A 16,092-nucleotide genomic window follows, 5' to 3' on the forward strand; every position below is an offset into this window, starting at 1 on the left:
CATGTTGTCATCACTGGACTTTATTTCTCCTCATGATAATCAACTTCTTTTTGAGGGTGAAAACAAAGATGACCTAGCTACTGGAGCTGATCTCATTTTGGAATTTCGTAACCCTCAGGGTTTTAAAGAAGCGCCTAAGAAGGAATTTGCTTTGGTGTTTGGCATGCTTTGTCTCATTTTGATCGGTAGCCCACGAAAACACCGGAACTATCGACTCAAGACATACGCTTTGCGAGAGCAATTCTTACCAGGCATTGCTGAAGACCTCAACAAGCGAGCGGTTTTTCAGTCTTCATTCCGACCAGCACTCAAGGAGCTTCGAAATGACAATCTACACACCCTGGACGACTTCGACCAATTTTTCGACAGCAGAATCCTTGGCCTGAAGGTAGAAGATCCTTTCGTAGAAGAACCTTTCATAGTGAAGATTCGAGTCCCGTTCTCCAAGAGAGAATTGACTCTATGATCCACACCGTGATCGTATTTTCTTACCGTTCTACTTCGCCCACGGATCATCCAGGCCCTCACAACATTTTTGGATTCGACAAAGTAAAAAGCGAGATCATAATTACAGAATAATATTTTCAAGATGTTGCACTATCTGAGGTGTGCCGAAAATGCCACGAAAGTTTTACCTACTCGGTCATAATCCGAATACGGTTCCAGATGCCGTTCAATGTTTGCAGGATGGCGCGAATGGTCTCGAACCTGATGTTTATTATGACTCTGAAAAGCCCGAAAAATTTTTCGTTCAAGAGTCACCGGCGATATGGGATGTATTTTCAAAAACACCTCCATCCCTGCAAGAGTATCTGAAAGACCTTAGTGCTCAGCTTTTACAAAACCGTGGATTCAATTTGGCGTTGATCGCTTTTGATCTGAAAAACGCAAATGATTTTGATATAAGAGCATTATACGATATGATCAGAATTCATTTTTCAAATACTCATCCCAAGGTTGCAATACTCACAACGGTCGGAGAATCGACATCGATGGGTAGTGTCACATGCATTCAAAATCAAGGATTGTATGAGAGCATTGGGGTCGATGGAGGAACGACGGCTGATCAGGCGGATGATTTCTTCAAAAACCGAAATCTCCACTACACCTATGGCAATGGGAACAGCGTGCTATCGTCAACACTGGATCAATATGTGAACGAGATTCGCCGGGCAACTGAACTTCGCGATGCAGGAAATGGAAATAGTTTTAAGATGGTTTACCCATGGACAGTAAATAATGAAAATAAAATGAAACTATACCTTGATATGCCAAGAGGAATTGATGGGATGATTACCGGAGAAGTAAAACAACTTTGGAATATCCTTCAAAAACCGGAATATCAGCAGAAATACTGTTTGGCGACGTCTGCAGACAAGCCGTTTTCTTAATTACCGATGTTCTCAGTCCGTCCGCCGTCTGAAAGACACTCCCTGAAGAAAGGCTCAACCCTTAATTTGAGTTTTCCCGTAATCCGGTTGCTGACTAGATATAGTCAGCATACTGTCGGTTTGCACAGTACTTAAAAATGACAAGATATTAGAACCGAGTTTGGACTATTAATTGTTCATAAAATTAAAACTGACAAAATTGAGACCTTATGATCATACAAAAAGTAATCAAAGGTATCGGGGGAATTACCAACGATGAAGCGTTGTCGTTTATGCGATCTGGGATTACTTGCCATTGGTGGCATCTTGTAAATCCCTTGCCCAATGAGGAGATACCGCAACGTCTCAATGAACGTAATTTAATTTGGCATCAAAATCATTACGATACTCCGGACCCGCAGGAAGGGGGGCGGCCATTTAACGAGCGGACTCCTTTTATATCGACAACTGCTGGGACAGTCGAACGAGATGCGTTGTTGAATAGAAACGTTTTGATACCTGCATGGTTTGAAGCATTATATTTTGCAACTGACGCTTGGAGGAGAGACGGTTACCTCTTTTTCTGTTATGTGTTTATTCTTGGTAAAAGAGCCATAGGCCATCAACAGTTTGCCGAAGAGCTCCGAGAGTTAAACGTCTACAATGATTACTCGCCCTTCCAACCCGAAGGAGAAATAACTGCCAAAATCATTATCCCCCCAACACAGATTGAACGGGTTGAGTTGTGGTCTATGCTAGATTTCAAAAGAGATATCAATGCGCATCAGATTCCCCAGCCGGCTGCAAATACTCCCAACCCGCTCTATTTGCCTCCGGAGAACTACAACAATGTAAGAGATATTCTCTCGTGAAAGGAAAGATAAGATGGACAAGGATTTTCTGGCGGAGTTTGACCTAGATATAGAAGTGATTCAAAGGGACCTGGATGTTTGTGAGAATCTGGGTTTTACCTACAGAGTTTACATGGAAGACAAAATGACCAAAGAAAGTTCCATGATGCGGGCGGGATTTGCGGCAACTAACTTAAGACGATCGGGGTCTCATGCACTCCTATTAGGTGATTTGAAGAGAGCGCAACAAAATTTTTCGGCTGCGGCGGACATCTATGCTAGGTTAAAGATGCCCTATGCCATAATCATGGCCGCATTTGTCGGAACGACCCCCAAAGAATGGAGTGATATTCGATTCTGGCAAGAAACAAAAGCAGACGATCAACTCATTGATAGCTTTAGGCATCAAATGGCATATGTTCTTTTGGCTTATTCTGCATCGGCTTTACCTAAAAGTAATTTAGCTTCTGAACAATGGATTATCATGCGAGACACATTGGAGGCATATCGAACTATTCCAATGGGCACACTTGGCTTGCCATTAGGAAACTACTTGGACTTGGCTTATTTCCTCGACGCTGAAATAACACGCAAAAGGGTTGATGCGGAGGAAGCCATTTTGCCATTTTTGATGAGCTACAATAGTGCTATCCGGCATGCGATGGAAAAGCATTATCATTGGCGCAGACTCGCCCTTCCTTTCCACCCCATCGAGCCAGATGTTTTCGGAGTGCTTCGCCTCTTCCAAAATGCCCTTATATTGAAATCAAGAAGAAAGACCACTTTGGTTGAAATAGTAGAGAGCATGCCCATCGGCCGACAAAGCAAGGTGCTGCTTCTTAATACTATGAGAGATTTGGATCAGGCTATTAACCTCAGTCAGGACTTTGATTTTGATGTGAAGGCCTAACAAGACATTGCGTAGCTGGACATTATTGAAAATATTTCTGCAATGAATAACAAGGGACATAATTTAAATGCAATCGCCGTGGAATAGCCTTGAATTAATTAAAATTCTCGTTGACGTACTTACACCGCTTCTTTTACTATTGCTCGGTATTTGGGTTAATCGCATAGCTAAGCGCATAGAAGCGACTCAGTGGACTAATCAAAAGGTTGTTGAAAAACGCATTATTGTCTATGACGAATTAGCGCCTCTGCTAAATGACATGTATTGCTATTATGAATTCGTTGGTAATTGGAAAGAACTGACGCCAGTACAAATCATTGAGACTAAGAGAAAGTTAGACGAAAAAGTCCACATCTATGCGCCTTTATTCTCGCCGTCATTCATATCTTCATTCAAGAAATTTGAAGATTTGTGTTTTCAAACGTTCGTTGGTGCCGGGCTCGACGCAAAACTGCGGACCCCCATTAAAAGCTCCGATGGAGACCGGAGACAATCGTCCAAGGTCCACTGGGAGTCAAAATGGCAAACATTGTTTTCCAGCCCTTCAAATTGTTCTGATCCCATAGATATTCACGATGCTTATCAATCGCTGATGGGCACTTTTTCAAAGGAGCTTGGGATTGGATTGAACACAAGTAAAAGCGCGATGACCAATAAGCAAGAATGAGTTTGTGTGCTTGAATTGATGCGCAATTGTATGACATCGAAAAAGCATATCAATCAATTTATTTATTGAATGAAGGGCGAGCGCGCGAGCCTTTTGTACAGAGCCGTGCCGGTCTTCTCAGAATAGTTAACGGTTTGATATTTCAGGGTAAGAAGGAATCTCCCTGAAGAAAGGCTCAAGCCGTGTTTTGAGTTGTCCTGTCGGAAAACTTTCATCTCTTTCCCACCGCCCCAGCGTTCCCGGATCGACGTTCAATTCAAGGGCCAACGCCCGCTGGCTCATTCCACGGACGTGCCTATACGCGACGATCTTCTGCCCGGTCGTTTGTCGGTGGAAGAGCGGAGGGGTGTAGCCGAGGAACTGCGTTATCCGGGGTATCAGGTGCACCATGGGATCCGTCCGGTGCTTCTCCCAATCGTAAACCGAGGATTCAGTGACCCCCAGTCGCTCCGCAACCTCCCTTTGGAGAAGCCCCAGCTCCAGCCGTTGCTTCTTGATGTGGTCTCCCCAGGTGGTAAGAGTTTTAGGGATCTTCGACGGTTTTTGGCCTTTAAGAACGATTTCGAGGCCATCCCGATTGGCAACGCATCTATGTCCCTGCGGAAATTACGGCAATCCTCATCACGAGTGTACTTGCACGCCGATGCAGATCCAGAAGTACATGGCGAAAATTTCAGGCCCGCTGCTCGACCGCATCGACATTCACATCGAGGTTCCAGCAGTGAAAGTCGCCGAGCTGGGCCAAAAGAAGCCGGGGGAGCCGTCTGACGCCGTCCGCGCCCGCGTCATCTGCGCCCGCGAGAGACAGGCAAAACGCTTTAAGAAAAGGCCCGGACTTTTTTCAAACGCAGACATGCAATCGAAGGAGATCCGGGAATTCTGTACCATAGATTCCGACGGGGAAGTGCTGTTGAAGATGGCAATGGCCAAACTAGGACTTTCAGCAAGGGCGTACGATCGAATACTTAAAGTAGCTCGAACGATTGCCGATTTAGGAGGTAGCGACGAGATCCGCCCCGAACACCTCGGCGAGGCGATTCAATACCGGAGCTTAGACAGAAATTTGTGGATGAATTGATGGGAAGTGTTCATCATCTCGATTTCAACGCCTCGTTGGGAGCGAGATGAAAAGGATTGTTCGGTTTCAATCGGGCGGCACATACAAATCCGTTCACCTCGTTCCCAACGTCTCGTTGGGAACGAGCTTCCTATGAAGATCTGCTTCTGACATTCATCTGGGGGGAATAATGTCACGCAGCCGCTACAAAATCTATAACGAAGACCAGCCACACTTCTTAACTGCCACCATAGTCGAGTGGATGCCTCTCTTCACAAATCCCGAGATTACAGCGCTTGTTTTGGACTCGTTACGCTTCCTTCAGAAGGATCGTCAGGTGGTATTGTATGCCTATGTGATTATGGAACATCACCTCCATCTGATTGCATCCAGCCCAGAGCTGAAGGCAAGGGTCAAGGAGTTCAAATCATTCACAGCGCGACAGATCATCGACTATGCGCAGGGTCGGGGATTTGTTGGTCTTCTTGAGAAGTTACAAGATGCAAAAGAAGCGCACAAGACAAAGAGCATGTATCAGGTTTGGCAGGAGGGAAGTCATCCGCAGGAGATCTATGGAGAGAAGATGTTGATCCAAAAAATCGATTATATCCACAACAATCCTGTGCGACGGGGATATGTGGATGAGGCGCGGGAGTGGCGATATTCGAGCGCAAGGAATTATGGAGGAATGGAAGGATTGCTTGAGGTTAAGACTGATTGGAGGAATGAGGAGTGATGAGGAAGCAGAGCTTCATAAGAGGTTCGTTCCCAACGGGACGTTGGGAACGAGATGACTGGACGTGACAACATACTTCGTTTGGGTCATTGCATATTCACTGACTCCAACTTGAGTTTAAAGTAATTACATTCTATTACTCCCACCGGGGGCTTGATTGAGATCAGAGGGATTGGGGAAATTGACGGTCCAGGAAGCAGAACTTCATAAAAGGCTCGTTCCCAACGAGGACGTTGGGAACGAGGTTATGACCAACTCCATGCAAATCACGGCATGTTAGTTTAATGCGTTGGAAGAGTTACCTCCATTTGAATGAACTCCCCTTATATTCGGGTTTATCGCTCATCGTGCACGACGCTGTGTCTCCCTTAACATCCAACACCATTAATTTCGGAATCTTCGCAGAGTAAGGAGTCCAGACACCGTTTCCCTCGCCGTTTGGGTTTCCATGCTTGGCAAAATTGGTGTAGTCTGCGACCATATTGTTGCTCAATGCTTGGTCGCCTGCAGTAAAAGGACGCCAACTGTGCCTAAAGGAGTGGAAGACATACCATAGATCGGAAGAGTGGAATGCACCGCTGCTGTCCCCCGGCAGCTGACGCGCGAATTGATAGGCATACGCCGGCTTGCTGCTTTGATCTGCACGGAGTGCGCAGAAGTCTTCCACTGCTTTCGTCATATCGAATAAATCATTCGCGGTATATCCGAACATATAAGGAATATCAGCAATCTTGCCGGCCTTTGCTTCATCACTGAAGGTGCCGTTCAAGAGGTAATGGTCGACAACCGGTCCCCAGAACATAGGTTTTTTAGTAGCAGCCCCATATCTTTTTGACATCTCTATTAATGAATCGAACGAGAGCGCACGCATTTCCTGTAATGTCGTCTTCTTGAAATAATCCATCATTCCCTTGTTTTCCGCCTCCGCAGTGTCGAGATCATTGTTTCCCAAACGGAAGCTGCCCAATCCGCCGCCGCTCATGCTGATCGCGTGGCTGACCAGATCTTTTGACAGCGGGGAAGCACATAACGATTGAACGCTGCCGGCGCCAGCGCTCTGTCCGAATATGGTGATGTTGTTGGGATCACCGCCGAATTGTGCGATATTAGCATGGATCCATTTTAGCGCTGCAACCTGATCTAATAAGCCATAGTTTCCTGATACGTGGTGCGGGCTTTCTGCCGATAACAAAGGATGAGAAAAGAAACCGATAACACCGAGGCGGTACGTTACCGATACAAGTATGACGCCCCGCGATGCCCATTCCTCACCGCCGTCCATTTCCGGTTCAAATGCAAATCCCTCGCGATATCCTCCGCCGTGTATCCACATGGCAACAGGAAGTTTCTTGTCCGGTTGACCCGCGGCAGATGTCCAGACATTTAAATAGAGACAATTTTCGCTGAATGGGACGGAACCGCTGGCCCGCCATTCCTTGCCGTAAAAACTGGTGGGATCCCACGTCACCTGTTCTGCGGCATCGCCGTATTTGTCTGCGACTTTTACGCCTTCCCATGGCAGAACCGGTTGCGGTTCCTTCCAACGTAAGTCGCCGACAGGAGGCGCTGCAAAAGGGATGCCCTTATAAGCAATAACGCCCTGGGTTGGCGTCTGCACACCTTGCACTTTTCCTCCTTCAATGGTCAAGACAGGATTTGCACATTCACCTTGGCTTGGGATCAACATTGCTGTCATGCATATCCCAAGTAAAAAAGACAAACTTTTCATATGACTCCCAATTTTCTGGTTAATAATAGACAACCGTTATGATCAATACGAGTTTTGATAAACCACAATACCATCCCCATATTCAAAGAGTTGTTCTTCAAAAGAACACCAATATTATACGAATAAAGATGAAAAAAACAACGTCATTCATTGAATTATTACATTCTCATTAAGGGAAATATGTATAATGACGTGCAGTAATCTCCGGATGATCTCCCATTTTTGAATCCTATCCCCATCGTCAGCTGTGCCACAGCAACGACTCTGTTTTCCCAACAATAAGATCGGATGGATCTCGGCAGACGGGAAACTGGTCGTCACTTTCGATTGTACGCGGCGCAGAAGGGAATTGGGGTATTGAAATATCGGGCGGCACAACACGAATAGTAACCCAGTTGAAACCGGCCCAGTTCGAAATCGAACGGGCGGGGAAGGAGATCAGGGACATTGCAGCCGGGTACACGACAGCTCATCACTCAATGTCCGGTTTCGAGGCAGGTGCCGACATTGCATGAACGAACAATGTCGTATTCCATGTGAGGGACCAATGGTTTTAATGGTTTTATCTCGCTTCCAACGGGACGTGCGGATACCGATTACGGGAACGGGAAGTTGGCAACGAGTTTACGCAATGATGAAACGCATATTCTTGGTTGCGTTTTCTGGACCGTCACATACCTCGTTTGAGCTGTTGCGTATTTGCACACTCCAACTTAATTTTAAAATAGTTACATTCCCCAATTCCCGGCGAGGACTTGATCGAGGTCGGACGGATGAGGGTGGTTTCCTCAGTGAGGGATTACCAATACGACTACCGCGAGAGAGAAATAGAGGATCCTTCTGGACACCACTGGCTTATTCAAAAAAGGTTGGCTACCGCTCTGGGTGAGATCATCCGATGAGTTGTCGATGTGCGATACACCTTGCGTTCGAGTGCACGACGCAGGTTCTCGTCTCATTCCCAACGGGACGCTGGGAACGAGAAGGAAGTTCTTTGCATTTCATTTTATCAAACTAACTCATCACCAAAAAGACTATGAGACGAAAATATTTCTTATCTTTCTTCATCGTTCAAGCTTTCATCTTATTAACGGCTTTTTCAGAACAACACAAATATGACATGAAATCAACGAACGAATATTGGCTTCGCGCGCTGGGGGACAAAATCGTCAATCAAAGGGGGGACACGGTGTGTTTACGCGGCTTTGGATTGGGCGGAATGCTCCACATGGAGAACTTCATTGACGGGTATCCGGCAAATGAAGAATCCATGCGCGCGGGATTGCTGAAGGTTCTCGGAGAAAAGAAATACGAACTCTACTTCGATGCGTTCCTCAAGAGTTATTTCACCGACTCCGACGCCGAATACATTCACAGCCTTGGACTGAACCTGGTCCGGATCCCCATTAACTATCGTCTCTTCGAGGACGATATGAATCCGGGAGTTATCAAGGAAAGTGCATTTTGGTACCTTGACAACGTTATCGAACTGTGCGCCAGGCATCAGATCTACACGATCATAGACCTGCACGCATTTCCGGGAAGTCAAAACCAGCACTGGCACAGCGACAATCCCACTCACGTAGCATCGTTCTGGATCTTCAAGGAATTCCAGGACCGAGGCGTACACTTATGGGAGGTCATTGCGCGACGCTACAAAAATCAACCATGGGTTGCCGGCTACGATCTGATGAACGAGCCGGCCGATCCTTCGGGCAAAAAGGTCTTCCCGTACTATAAGCGCCTTCGCGACGCGATCCGCAAGATAGACCCAAAACATATCCTCTTTCTTGAAGGAAATAACTACGCCACCGATTTCAGCATGTTCACAGAAGTCTGGGAAAATGTGGTCTATACCAATCACGATTATGCAGTTCCCGGATTCATTTTCGGAGGAGAGTATCCCGGACACACCAATGGCCATTTTTATGACAAGGATACGCTTGAGCAAGAATTCCTGAGGAAAAGCGAGTTCATGTTTTCCCGCCACGTGCCGCTCTGGGTTGGAGAATTCGGTCCGGTGTACACCGGCGATCCGCAAAAAGATGAAATGAGGTACCAGATACTGAAAGATCAACTGCAATACTTCAACAAGTATAACGTGAGCTGGTGCATCTGGCTTTACAAAGATTTAGGCCGGCAGGCCGTCATACACCAGAAGGACGGTACTCCCTACATGAAACTTGTAAAGAATTTTTTGGCGAAAAAGGATTCGCTGGGAGCCGACGCCTGGGGATCGACCGATAAGGATATCCGGCAGGTGATCGAGCCGTTGGAGCAACTGTTTCAAAAAGAATTTCCCGAGTACAATCCATATCCAAACGGGCAGAAAAGCGAGATCGCCCTGATGGTCAGACATATCCTGATCGCCGAGGCGTTAGTGCCGGAGTACTGCAATCTGTTCAAAGGTTTGTCCGAAGAACAACTGAAGGCGATTGCCGAATCATTCCGGTACGAAAATTACGCTAAACGAACGAGGCTGGAAGACATCCTGACTGGCCGGGAAAAATAACTGCACTTCACCTTCATTCTCCTGCTGACGAGGCAAAACGCTTGCGGTTGTTGAACGACATTATTGAATGCACCTGCATATTTCACTTTCTGAAGCTCCAATTTGACAGGTCGGTCATAGACGAATTCGGCCGCTTTTTTCATCTCGTTCCCAGCGAGGACGTTGGGAGCGAGAAGGAGACCGGACACTTTTCTCCCTCAGTCCATCAAGATTCTTCACATAGAACCATCCAAAAGTTTCGAGTGTTGGGTTCATTTTCAAACTGAGATGCTAACGTATGTTTAGATTACAGGAAAAAATAGTATTTTTTTATTATTATTAACAATAATTGTGCATGATATTCACTTACGAAGACCCATTTCAGAAAACGAGAGGAGCAATGAACTATGAGCAATGAGAATATGTGTCCCGTCCATCCTACGGGCGGCACGACAAACCGGGAATGGTGGCCGCACCAGTTGAATCTTGACATCCTGCACCAGCAATCCCCGAAGAGCAATCCGCTGGGCAGCGATTTCAACTACGCCAAGGAATTCAGGAGCCTCGACCTTAAGGCCGTGAAAAAAGATCTCCACAAGCTGATGACGACATCGCAGGACTGGTGGCCGGCAGATTTTGGCCACTACGGACCCTTATTTATCCGAATGGCGTGGCACAGTGCAGGCACCTACCGCACTGGAGACGGCCGCGGCGGAGCAGGCAACGGCAGCCAGCGTTTTGCGCCCCTCAACAGTTGGCCTGACAATGCAAATCTCGACAAGGCGCGCCGTCTTCTTTGGCCGATCAAGCAAAAATACGGCCGGAAGATTTCCTGGGCCGACTTGATGATCCTCGCGGGCAACGTCGCCCTGGAATCGATGGGGTTCAAGACCTTCGGTTTCGGCGGAGGGCGTGCGGATATCTGGGAACCGGAAAAGGACGTGTATTGGGGCTCCGAAGACAAGTGGCTGGGGGACAAGCGGTATACCGGAGATCGTGATCTTGAAAATCCGCTCGCCGCAGTGCAGATGGGGCTGATTTACGTGAACCCAGAAGGCCCTAACGGAAACCCGGACCCGATTGCCGCGGCGCGGGATATTCGCGAGACCTTCGCGCGCATGGCGATGAACGACGAGGAGACCGTGGCGCTCATTGCCGGCGGCCACACCTTTGGCAAGGCCCACGGGGCGGGCGATGCGAAACTGGTCGGACCCGAGCCCGAAGCGGCCGGCATCGAAGAACAGGGGTTGGGCTGGAAGTCCAGTTTTGGCGCGGGTAAAGCCGGCGACGCGATCACCAGCGGGCTGGAGGTCACTTGGACCACAACACCAACGAAGTGGAGCAACAACTTTTTCAAAAACTTGTTTGGCTTTGAATGGGAACTGACGAAGAGCCCAGCGGGTGCAAACCAGTGGAAACCAAAGGGGGGCGCAGGCGCTGACGCGGTGCCGGATGCGCATGACCAGTCAAAGCATCACGCACCGTCCATGCTGACGACAGACCTCTCCCTTCGGTTCGACCCCGCGTACGAAAAAATTTCACGGCGGTTCATGGAACATCCCGCCCAGTTTGCGGACGCATTCGCGCGGGCGTGGTTCAAGCTGACACATCGCGACATGGGTCCCCGAGCGCGCTATCTCGGGCCTGAGGTTCCGAAAGAGGAGCTCATCTGGCAGGATCCGATTCCCTCCGTCAATCACAAACTGATCGATGCTAAGGATATTGCCGCTCTTAAGAAGAAGATTCTGGCATCCGGCCTTTCGGTGTCGGAGCTGGTCTCAACTGCCTGGGCGTCGGCCTCCACGTTTCGCGGCTCGGATAAGCGCGGCGGCGCCAACGGCGCACGTATACGTCTGGCCCCGCAGAAGGATTGGGAAGTCAACCAGCCGGCTCAATTGGCAAAGGTGCTCAAGACCCTTGAGGCGATCCAGAGCGCATTCAATAAAGCGCAGTCTGGCAAAAAGAGGGTATCGCTGGCTGATCTGATCGTTCTGGCCGGTTGCGCCGCTATCGAGAAGGCTGCTAAAACGGCCGGACATAAATTGACTGTTCCCTTCACGCCGGGACGGATGGACGCCTCACAGGCCCAAACCGACGCTGCCTCTTTCGCCGTGCTAGAACCGATCGCAGACGGCTTCCGCAACTACAAGAAGGCTCACTTTACCTTTTCAGCTGAGGAGTTGCTTGTTGATAAGGCGCAATTGCTTACACTGACCGCTCCTGAAATGACTGTGCTCGTCGGCGGTATGAGGGTCCTGAATGTTAACGTCGGAAAATCTCGGCACGGCGTTTTCACCGAACACCCCGAGGCGCTCACCAATGACTTCTTTGTGAATTTGCTCGACATGGGGACGGAGTGGAAGGCGGTCACGAAAGATGCGGACATATTCGAAGGCCGCGATCGCAAGACTGGCGCATTCAAATGGACCGCCACGCGTGTCGACCTGATCTTCGGATCGAATTCCCAACTCAGAGCCCTGGCGGAGGTCTATGCATGCGGGGATTCGCAGGAGAAGTTCCTGCGCGACTTCGCAGCAGCCTGGAACAAGGTGATGAACCTTGACCGTTTCGACCTCTCCTGATCACATCATCTTTTAATTGAGGGGGGATTACACTTCGGTCAAGATAATACTTTTTATGAAACAGGCTTCGCATTGGTCCAGATGATGTAAAATCGAAAATAGAGAGCAGGGACGGTGAACGCGTCCGCCCATGCTTTTTTCGATGCAGGGACAAATATCCTATTAGGACCAATCGCGGGGGTGAAGCGGTTTCATGTAAAAACAGCAAAGCCCCATTACCCGGGGCTTTACTGTTTCGGCGACGATGAGTCTGAGAATGTTTGCATTATCAATTCGTCGATTGAACTGCCAGAAGCTTTTGCTCCAGCTGTTCTGCGATCTGCCTGAAGAGATATTCATGGTCGGTCGCGGGAGATACCGGTGTAATGATAATGTTGTTACTGTAATTCAAATAGGTGCTCGCTAAACGCGCTTTGTAGCCAATGGACACATCGTTGTTTGCGCGGGCGACCTGATCCAACTCCTCCTGCAGATGCGAGTAGTTCAGAGCTGGAAAAAGGTTTTTATACAGCACCACCGTGTAGATCGTGGACTCGACGATCCCCGGAATATCGCTCTGCAGCGAATACTCAAACTCTTTGAAATTTCTCTGATGATTGAAGGTTGTTCCTCTCACATCAGTTGTTTGAGATAATGCGGTGAAAGCGAAGATAAAAATGGCAGCTAGTGTCGCTGCTGTTCTCACTGTTTTTTTCATACCATCCTCCTTTGTTTGGTTGAAGAGAGTATAGCAACGAATGTGCCAAACAATAAGGCTGATTTTTCAGTGGAATTGGCAATTCCTATCTTTTAGGGGTTTTAAATGGGTGCCACAAAACTGCAGAGTTATTAGGGGAAAAGCAGGTAGTGATTTGATCTTGAACAGATTACAGCTTGGAGGGTGGTCAACGGTAAAGTGAAGAAATGTGGCACTAGTCCAAGGTATGGACAATATATCGCCTTCTATTTTTCATCGGTTCGACGAAGCCTGTTGTTGAGTGCGCGCCGTGAAATTCCCAGCAGCTCGGCGGCGATCGTCTGGTTCCCGTCAGCGCGTTTTAATGCCTCTTCAATAAGAGCATCGTCAGCTTCCTCGAGTGTCGGAAATCTCCCCGGGAAAAAAAGGAGATCGTTTTTCTGCTGATCCGCCGAGCCGCTTCCTTCCTTTGAATTTCTTTCCTGATGGTGCTCTGAAATATTTTTTCTGATCGATTCGAGCGAGAGGATCCCGGAAGTATGAAGGCTTATCGCTTCAACCATCATTCCTTCGAGCTCCCGCACATTGCCGGGGAACGAATAATTGTTGAGGAGGGTGTACAGTTCTTTCGGGACCGTCGGCCTTTTCTTGCCGAGCTCTGCGGCGGCTTTTGTGATAAAATGGTCGATCAAATACGGCACGTCAAGCTTCCTCTCGCGGAGCGGAGGAATCGTGATGTGGTGTGCCTTTAGCCGATAGTAGAGGTCTTGACGGAACGTGCCGTCCGATTGCATCGCCTTAATATCCCTGTGGGTTGCGACGATGATCCTTGCGTCAGAGAGTTTTGCGATATCCGACCCGAGCGGATAATAACTCCCGTCCTGCAGAAGACGGAGTAATTTCACCTGCGACGCCGTGCTCAGATCGCCGATTTCATCGAGAAATAACGTGCCGTCGTCCGCTTTTTCGATAAGCCCTTTCCGCTCCTGCTCCGCCCCGGTGAAGGCCCCTTTTTTATGGCCGAAGAGCGTGTCGGAAAAAAAATTATCGTCCACGCCGGCGACGTTGACAGAAACCAGTTCTCCTTTTCTCCCGCTTGCCTTGTGAACCGCCTGAGCAAAAAGTTCTTTTCCCGTTCCCGTCTCGCCGGTGATAAGCACGGGGAGGTTCGTCTTTGCGATCGCTTCGATGTACCGAAAGATCGAGCGGATCGGCGCGCTGTGTGTCATGATTTCTTTGAAGGCCTCAGGGTCTTCGACATTCTCCCGGAGGAGCGATTGCTTCAACATTTCGTTTTCGTTCCGGATCTCGGCCAGCTCCAGTCCCCGTTTGATCGTCGTGACCAGCTTCTGCTCGTTGATCGGCTTGACCACGTAATCGAACGCCCCTTCCTTGATGCATTGTACTGCGCTATCGACGCTGTTGACCGCGGTGATCATGATGACAGGGATTTCCGGATAGGCGGCGACAATCTGCCGGAGAAGCTCTATGCCGGAAATGTGCTGCATGTTGATGTCGAGCGCGACGAGAGCGTAATACTTCTTCGAGAGTCGTTGCATCACCTGACGGCTGTCCTTGCACGTTTCGATATTTGTGATGCCGTTCGACGAGAGGGTCAACTCGACGCTCAGCAGAAAATGCTCCTCATCATCGACAAAAAGAATAGGAGCGGCTGGAAAGATTTTGGAACTCATTGAGGTATTTCCTCGCTGCTTTCTGAGATTGGAGGAAACGATGCGCGCGCAACAGTCCCTTTATCCGGTTTGCTGTTCAGGATCAAAAGGCCTCCGTGACTTTTTACGATGTTATAGGACACCGAAAGTCCAAGCCCGGTTCCTCCCATCTCCCGCTTTGTTGTGAAAAATGGGTCCATGATGTATTTTAAGTCATCCGGCTTGATTCCTACCCCCTGGTCTTCAACTTTGATCCTGACCTTGTTTCTCGTTCTATTGAAATACGTCGATACGGTGATCCCCGCCGACGGATGTTTCAACGACTGGCAGGCATTATTAATGAGATTGATGACGACCTGTTCCAGTTGTTGAGCATTCCCCCGTATCAACGGAATGTCCTTGCCGTAGTCAACCGTAAAATTACTCGTCGATTTTTTGATCAGGTTGCCGGTGATCAGAATAGCCATCTCCACAACCTTATTGATATTGACGCGTTCGTTCAACGAGTCGCTGTCCGCTTTTGCGTACTCGGTAAGGCCGGCGGTGATGCTCTGAATTCTTTCGGACCCTTTGAAGATGCCTTCGAGGGACTGCGCGATCTTTTCTTTCGAGGAACTGTACGGCATTCCGGCGACGCTGAAGTCGCCGTTCTCCACATAATAAGCATCGAGAATCGGAGTGACATCCTTCCATATTTTTGCGTAGAGCTGCGCGTTGAGGAGGATGAAATTATTAGGATTGTTGATCTCGTGAGCAATGCCGGACACGAGGATGCCGAGCGACGCCATCTTATCGGCCTGCTTCAGCTGTTGATTGCGGATGGTCGCGGCGATCTCGGCGCGCTTCAGCTCCGTGATGTCGTTGATAAGTCCGTCATACGCCAGGAGTGAACCGCTGTCGTCCTTTGTCAAAACAATTTTATTTCGTATCCAGCGGATCGTACCATCCTTATGGATAATGCGATGTTCGACCGGGCTGACTTCCTTTCCGGCAAGAGCGAGCCGCGCTTGTTCCAGAACTTTTTCGCGATCCTTGTGATGGACCATCCTGTACCAGAGTTGCGGGTCTTTTTTATAATTCTCCGATGTGTATCCTGTCACCGACACGCATCCCGGCCCGTGGAACGTATCGACCACCACGCCGTTTTTAACGGTGACGGTGTAGATATAATCGGTGAGATAATTGATCAGTTTTTCGTATCGCTGCTCGATATCCATGCGTTTCTTTTGAAATTCCTGCCGTTAACGTTTCCTTAATATATGAATTTTAAGCCAATGTTGAAGGAAGGCGCATCACGCCGTGTTTAATCTTACAACTTTTTTTTGTATCTTAGGTTATTCTATGAACCAT

The 16,092-nt window shown here is 48.5% G+C and carries 14 protein-coding genes; 9 read left to right on the forward strand and 5 right to left on the reverse strand.

All coding sequences use genetic code 11. The annotated features are described in order from the left end of the window. Nucleotide 1: 1 nt before the first annotated feature. The 5 genes from VMF88_10730 to VMF88_10750 all read left to right on the forward strand — a co-directional run bounded on the left by VMF88_10730 (nt 2) and on the right by VMF88_10750 (nt 3,798). Nucleotides 2-466: a hypothetical protein gene (locus VMF88_10730; GenBank protein HTY11536.1), complete on the forward strand. Its 465-nt coding sequence runs from the start codon at nt 2-4 to the stop codon at nt 464-466. 151 nt (nt 467-617) lie between these two features. Beyond that, nucleotides 618-1,391, forward strand: coding sequence for a hypothetical protein (locus tag VMF88_10735; protein HTY11537.1), 774 nt, complete (start codon nt 618-620; stop codon nt 1,389-1,391). Nucleotides 1,392-1,600: 209 nt separating this feature from the next. Beyond that, nucleotides 1,601-2,242, forward strand: coding sequence for a hypothetical protein (locus tag VMF88_10740; GenBank protein HTY11538.1), 642 nt, complete (start codon nt 1,601-1,603; stop codon nt 2,240-2,242). 13 nt (nt 2,243-2,255) lie between these two features. Then, nucleotides 2,256-3,131, forward strand: coding sequence for a hypothetical protein (locus VMF88_10745; GenBank protein HTY11539.1), 876 nt, complete (start codon nt 2,256-2,258; stop codon nt 3,129-3,131). A 67-nt stretch (nt 3,132-3,198) separates the two neighbouring features. Next, complete coding sequence (locus VMF88_10750; protein HTY11540.1) at nt 3,199-3,798, forward strand: hypothetical protein; 600 nt, start codon at nt 3,199-3,201, stop codon at nt 3,796-3,798. A 126-nt stretch (nt 3,799-3,924) separates the two neighbouring features. Here VMF88_10750 and VMF88_10755 read toward each other — a convergent pair whose 3' ends face one another. Then, entirely contained in the window at nt 3,925-4,359 is a 435-nt protein-coding gene (locus VMF88_10755; protein HTY11541.1) for a helix-turn-helix transcriptional regulator, read from the reverse strand. A gap of 16 nt (nt 4,360-4,375) precedes the next feature. On the opposite strand from VMF88_10755, the gene VMF88_10760 reads away from it, so the two are divergent. Continuing rightward, nucleotides 4,376-4,876: an ATP-binding protein gene (locus VMF88_10760; protein ID HTY11542.1), complete on the forward strand. Its 501-nt coding sequence runs from the start codon at nt 4,376-4,378 to the stop codon at nt 4,874-4,876. A gap of 169 nt (nt 4,877-5,045) precedes the next feature. Continuing rightward, entirely contained in the window at nt 5,046-5,591 is a 546-nt protein-coding gene (locus VMF88_10765; protein ID HTY11543.1) for a transposase, read from the forward strand. A 298-nt stretch (nt 5,592-5,889) separates the two neighbouring features. Here the strand turns inward: VMF88_10765 and VMF88_10770 are convergent, their stop codons facing one another. After that, nucleotides 5,890-7,320 carry a carboxylesterase family protein gene (locus VMF88_10770; GenBank protein HTY11544.1) on the reverse strand — a complete coding sequence of 477 codons (1,431 nt, stop codon included), beginning with the start codon at nt 7,318-7,320 and terminating at the stop codon, nt 5,890-5,892. A gap of 1,120 nt (nt 7,321-8,440) precedes the next feature. On the opposite strand from VMF88_10770, the gene VMF88_10775 reads away from it, so the two are divergent. Both VMF88_10775 and katG read left to right on the forward strand, forming a co-directional pair. Further along, nucleotides 8,441-9,832, forward strand: a complete 1,392-nt coding sequence (locus VMF88_10775) for a glycoside hydrolase family 5 protein (protein ID HTY11545.1) — start codon at nt 8,441-8,443, stop codon at nt 9,830-9,832. Between the two features lie 386 nt (nt 9,833-10,218). Then, a complete protein-coding gene (katG, locus tag VMF88_10780) occupies nt 10,219-12,393 on the forward strand; it encodes a catalase/peroxidase HPI (GenBank protein ID HTY11546.1) in 2,175 nt (724 codons plus the stop codon). Nucleotides 12,394-12,661: 268 nt separating this feature from the next. Here katG and VMF88_10785 read toward each other — a convergent pair whose 3' ends face one another. The 3 genes from VMF88_10785 to VMF88_10795 form a co-directional block, all read right to left on the reverse strand. Next, on the reverse strand, nt 12,662-13,090 hold the full coding sequence (locus VMF88_10785) for a hypothetical protein (protein ID HTY11547.1): 429 nt from the start codon (nt 13,088-13,090) through the stop codon (nt 12,662-12,664). Nucleotides 13,091-13,335: 245 nt separating this feature from the next. Next, nucleotides 13,336-14,763: a sigma-54 dependent transcriptional regulator gene (locus VMF88_10790; GenBank protein HTY11548.1), complete on the reverse strand. Its 1,428-nt coding sequence runs from the start codon at nt 14,761-14,763 to the stop codon at nt 13,336-13,338. Then, complete coding sequence (locus VMF88_10795) at nt 14,760-15,959, reverse strand: ATP-binding protein (protein HTY11549.1); 1,200 nt, start codon at nt 15,957-15,959, stop codon at nt 14,760-14,762. The genes VMF88_10790 and VMF88_10795 overlap by 4 nt, the downstream gene beginning before the upstream one ends. Between the last annotated feature and the right edge of the window lie 133 nt (nt 15,960-16,092).

The sequence above is a fragment of the Bacteroidota bacterium genome (assembly GCA_035506275.1).
GTDB lineage: Bacteria > Bacteroidota > Ignavibacteria > UBA10030 > UBA8401 > JAGVPT01.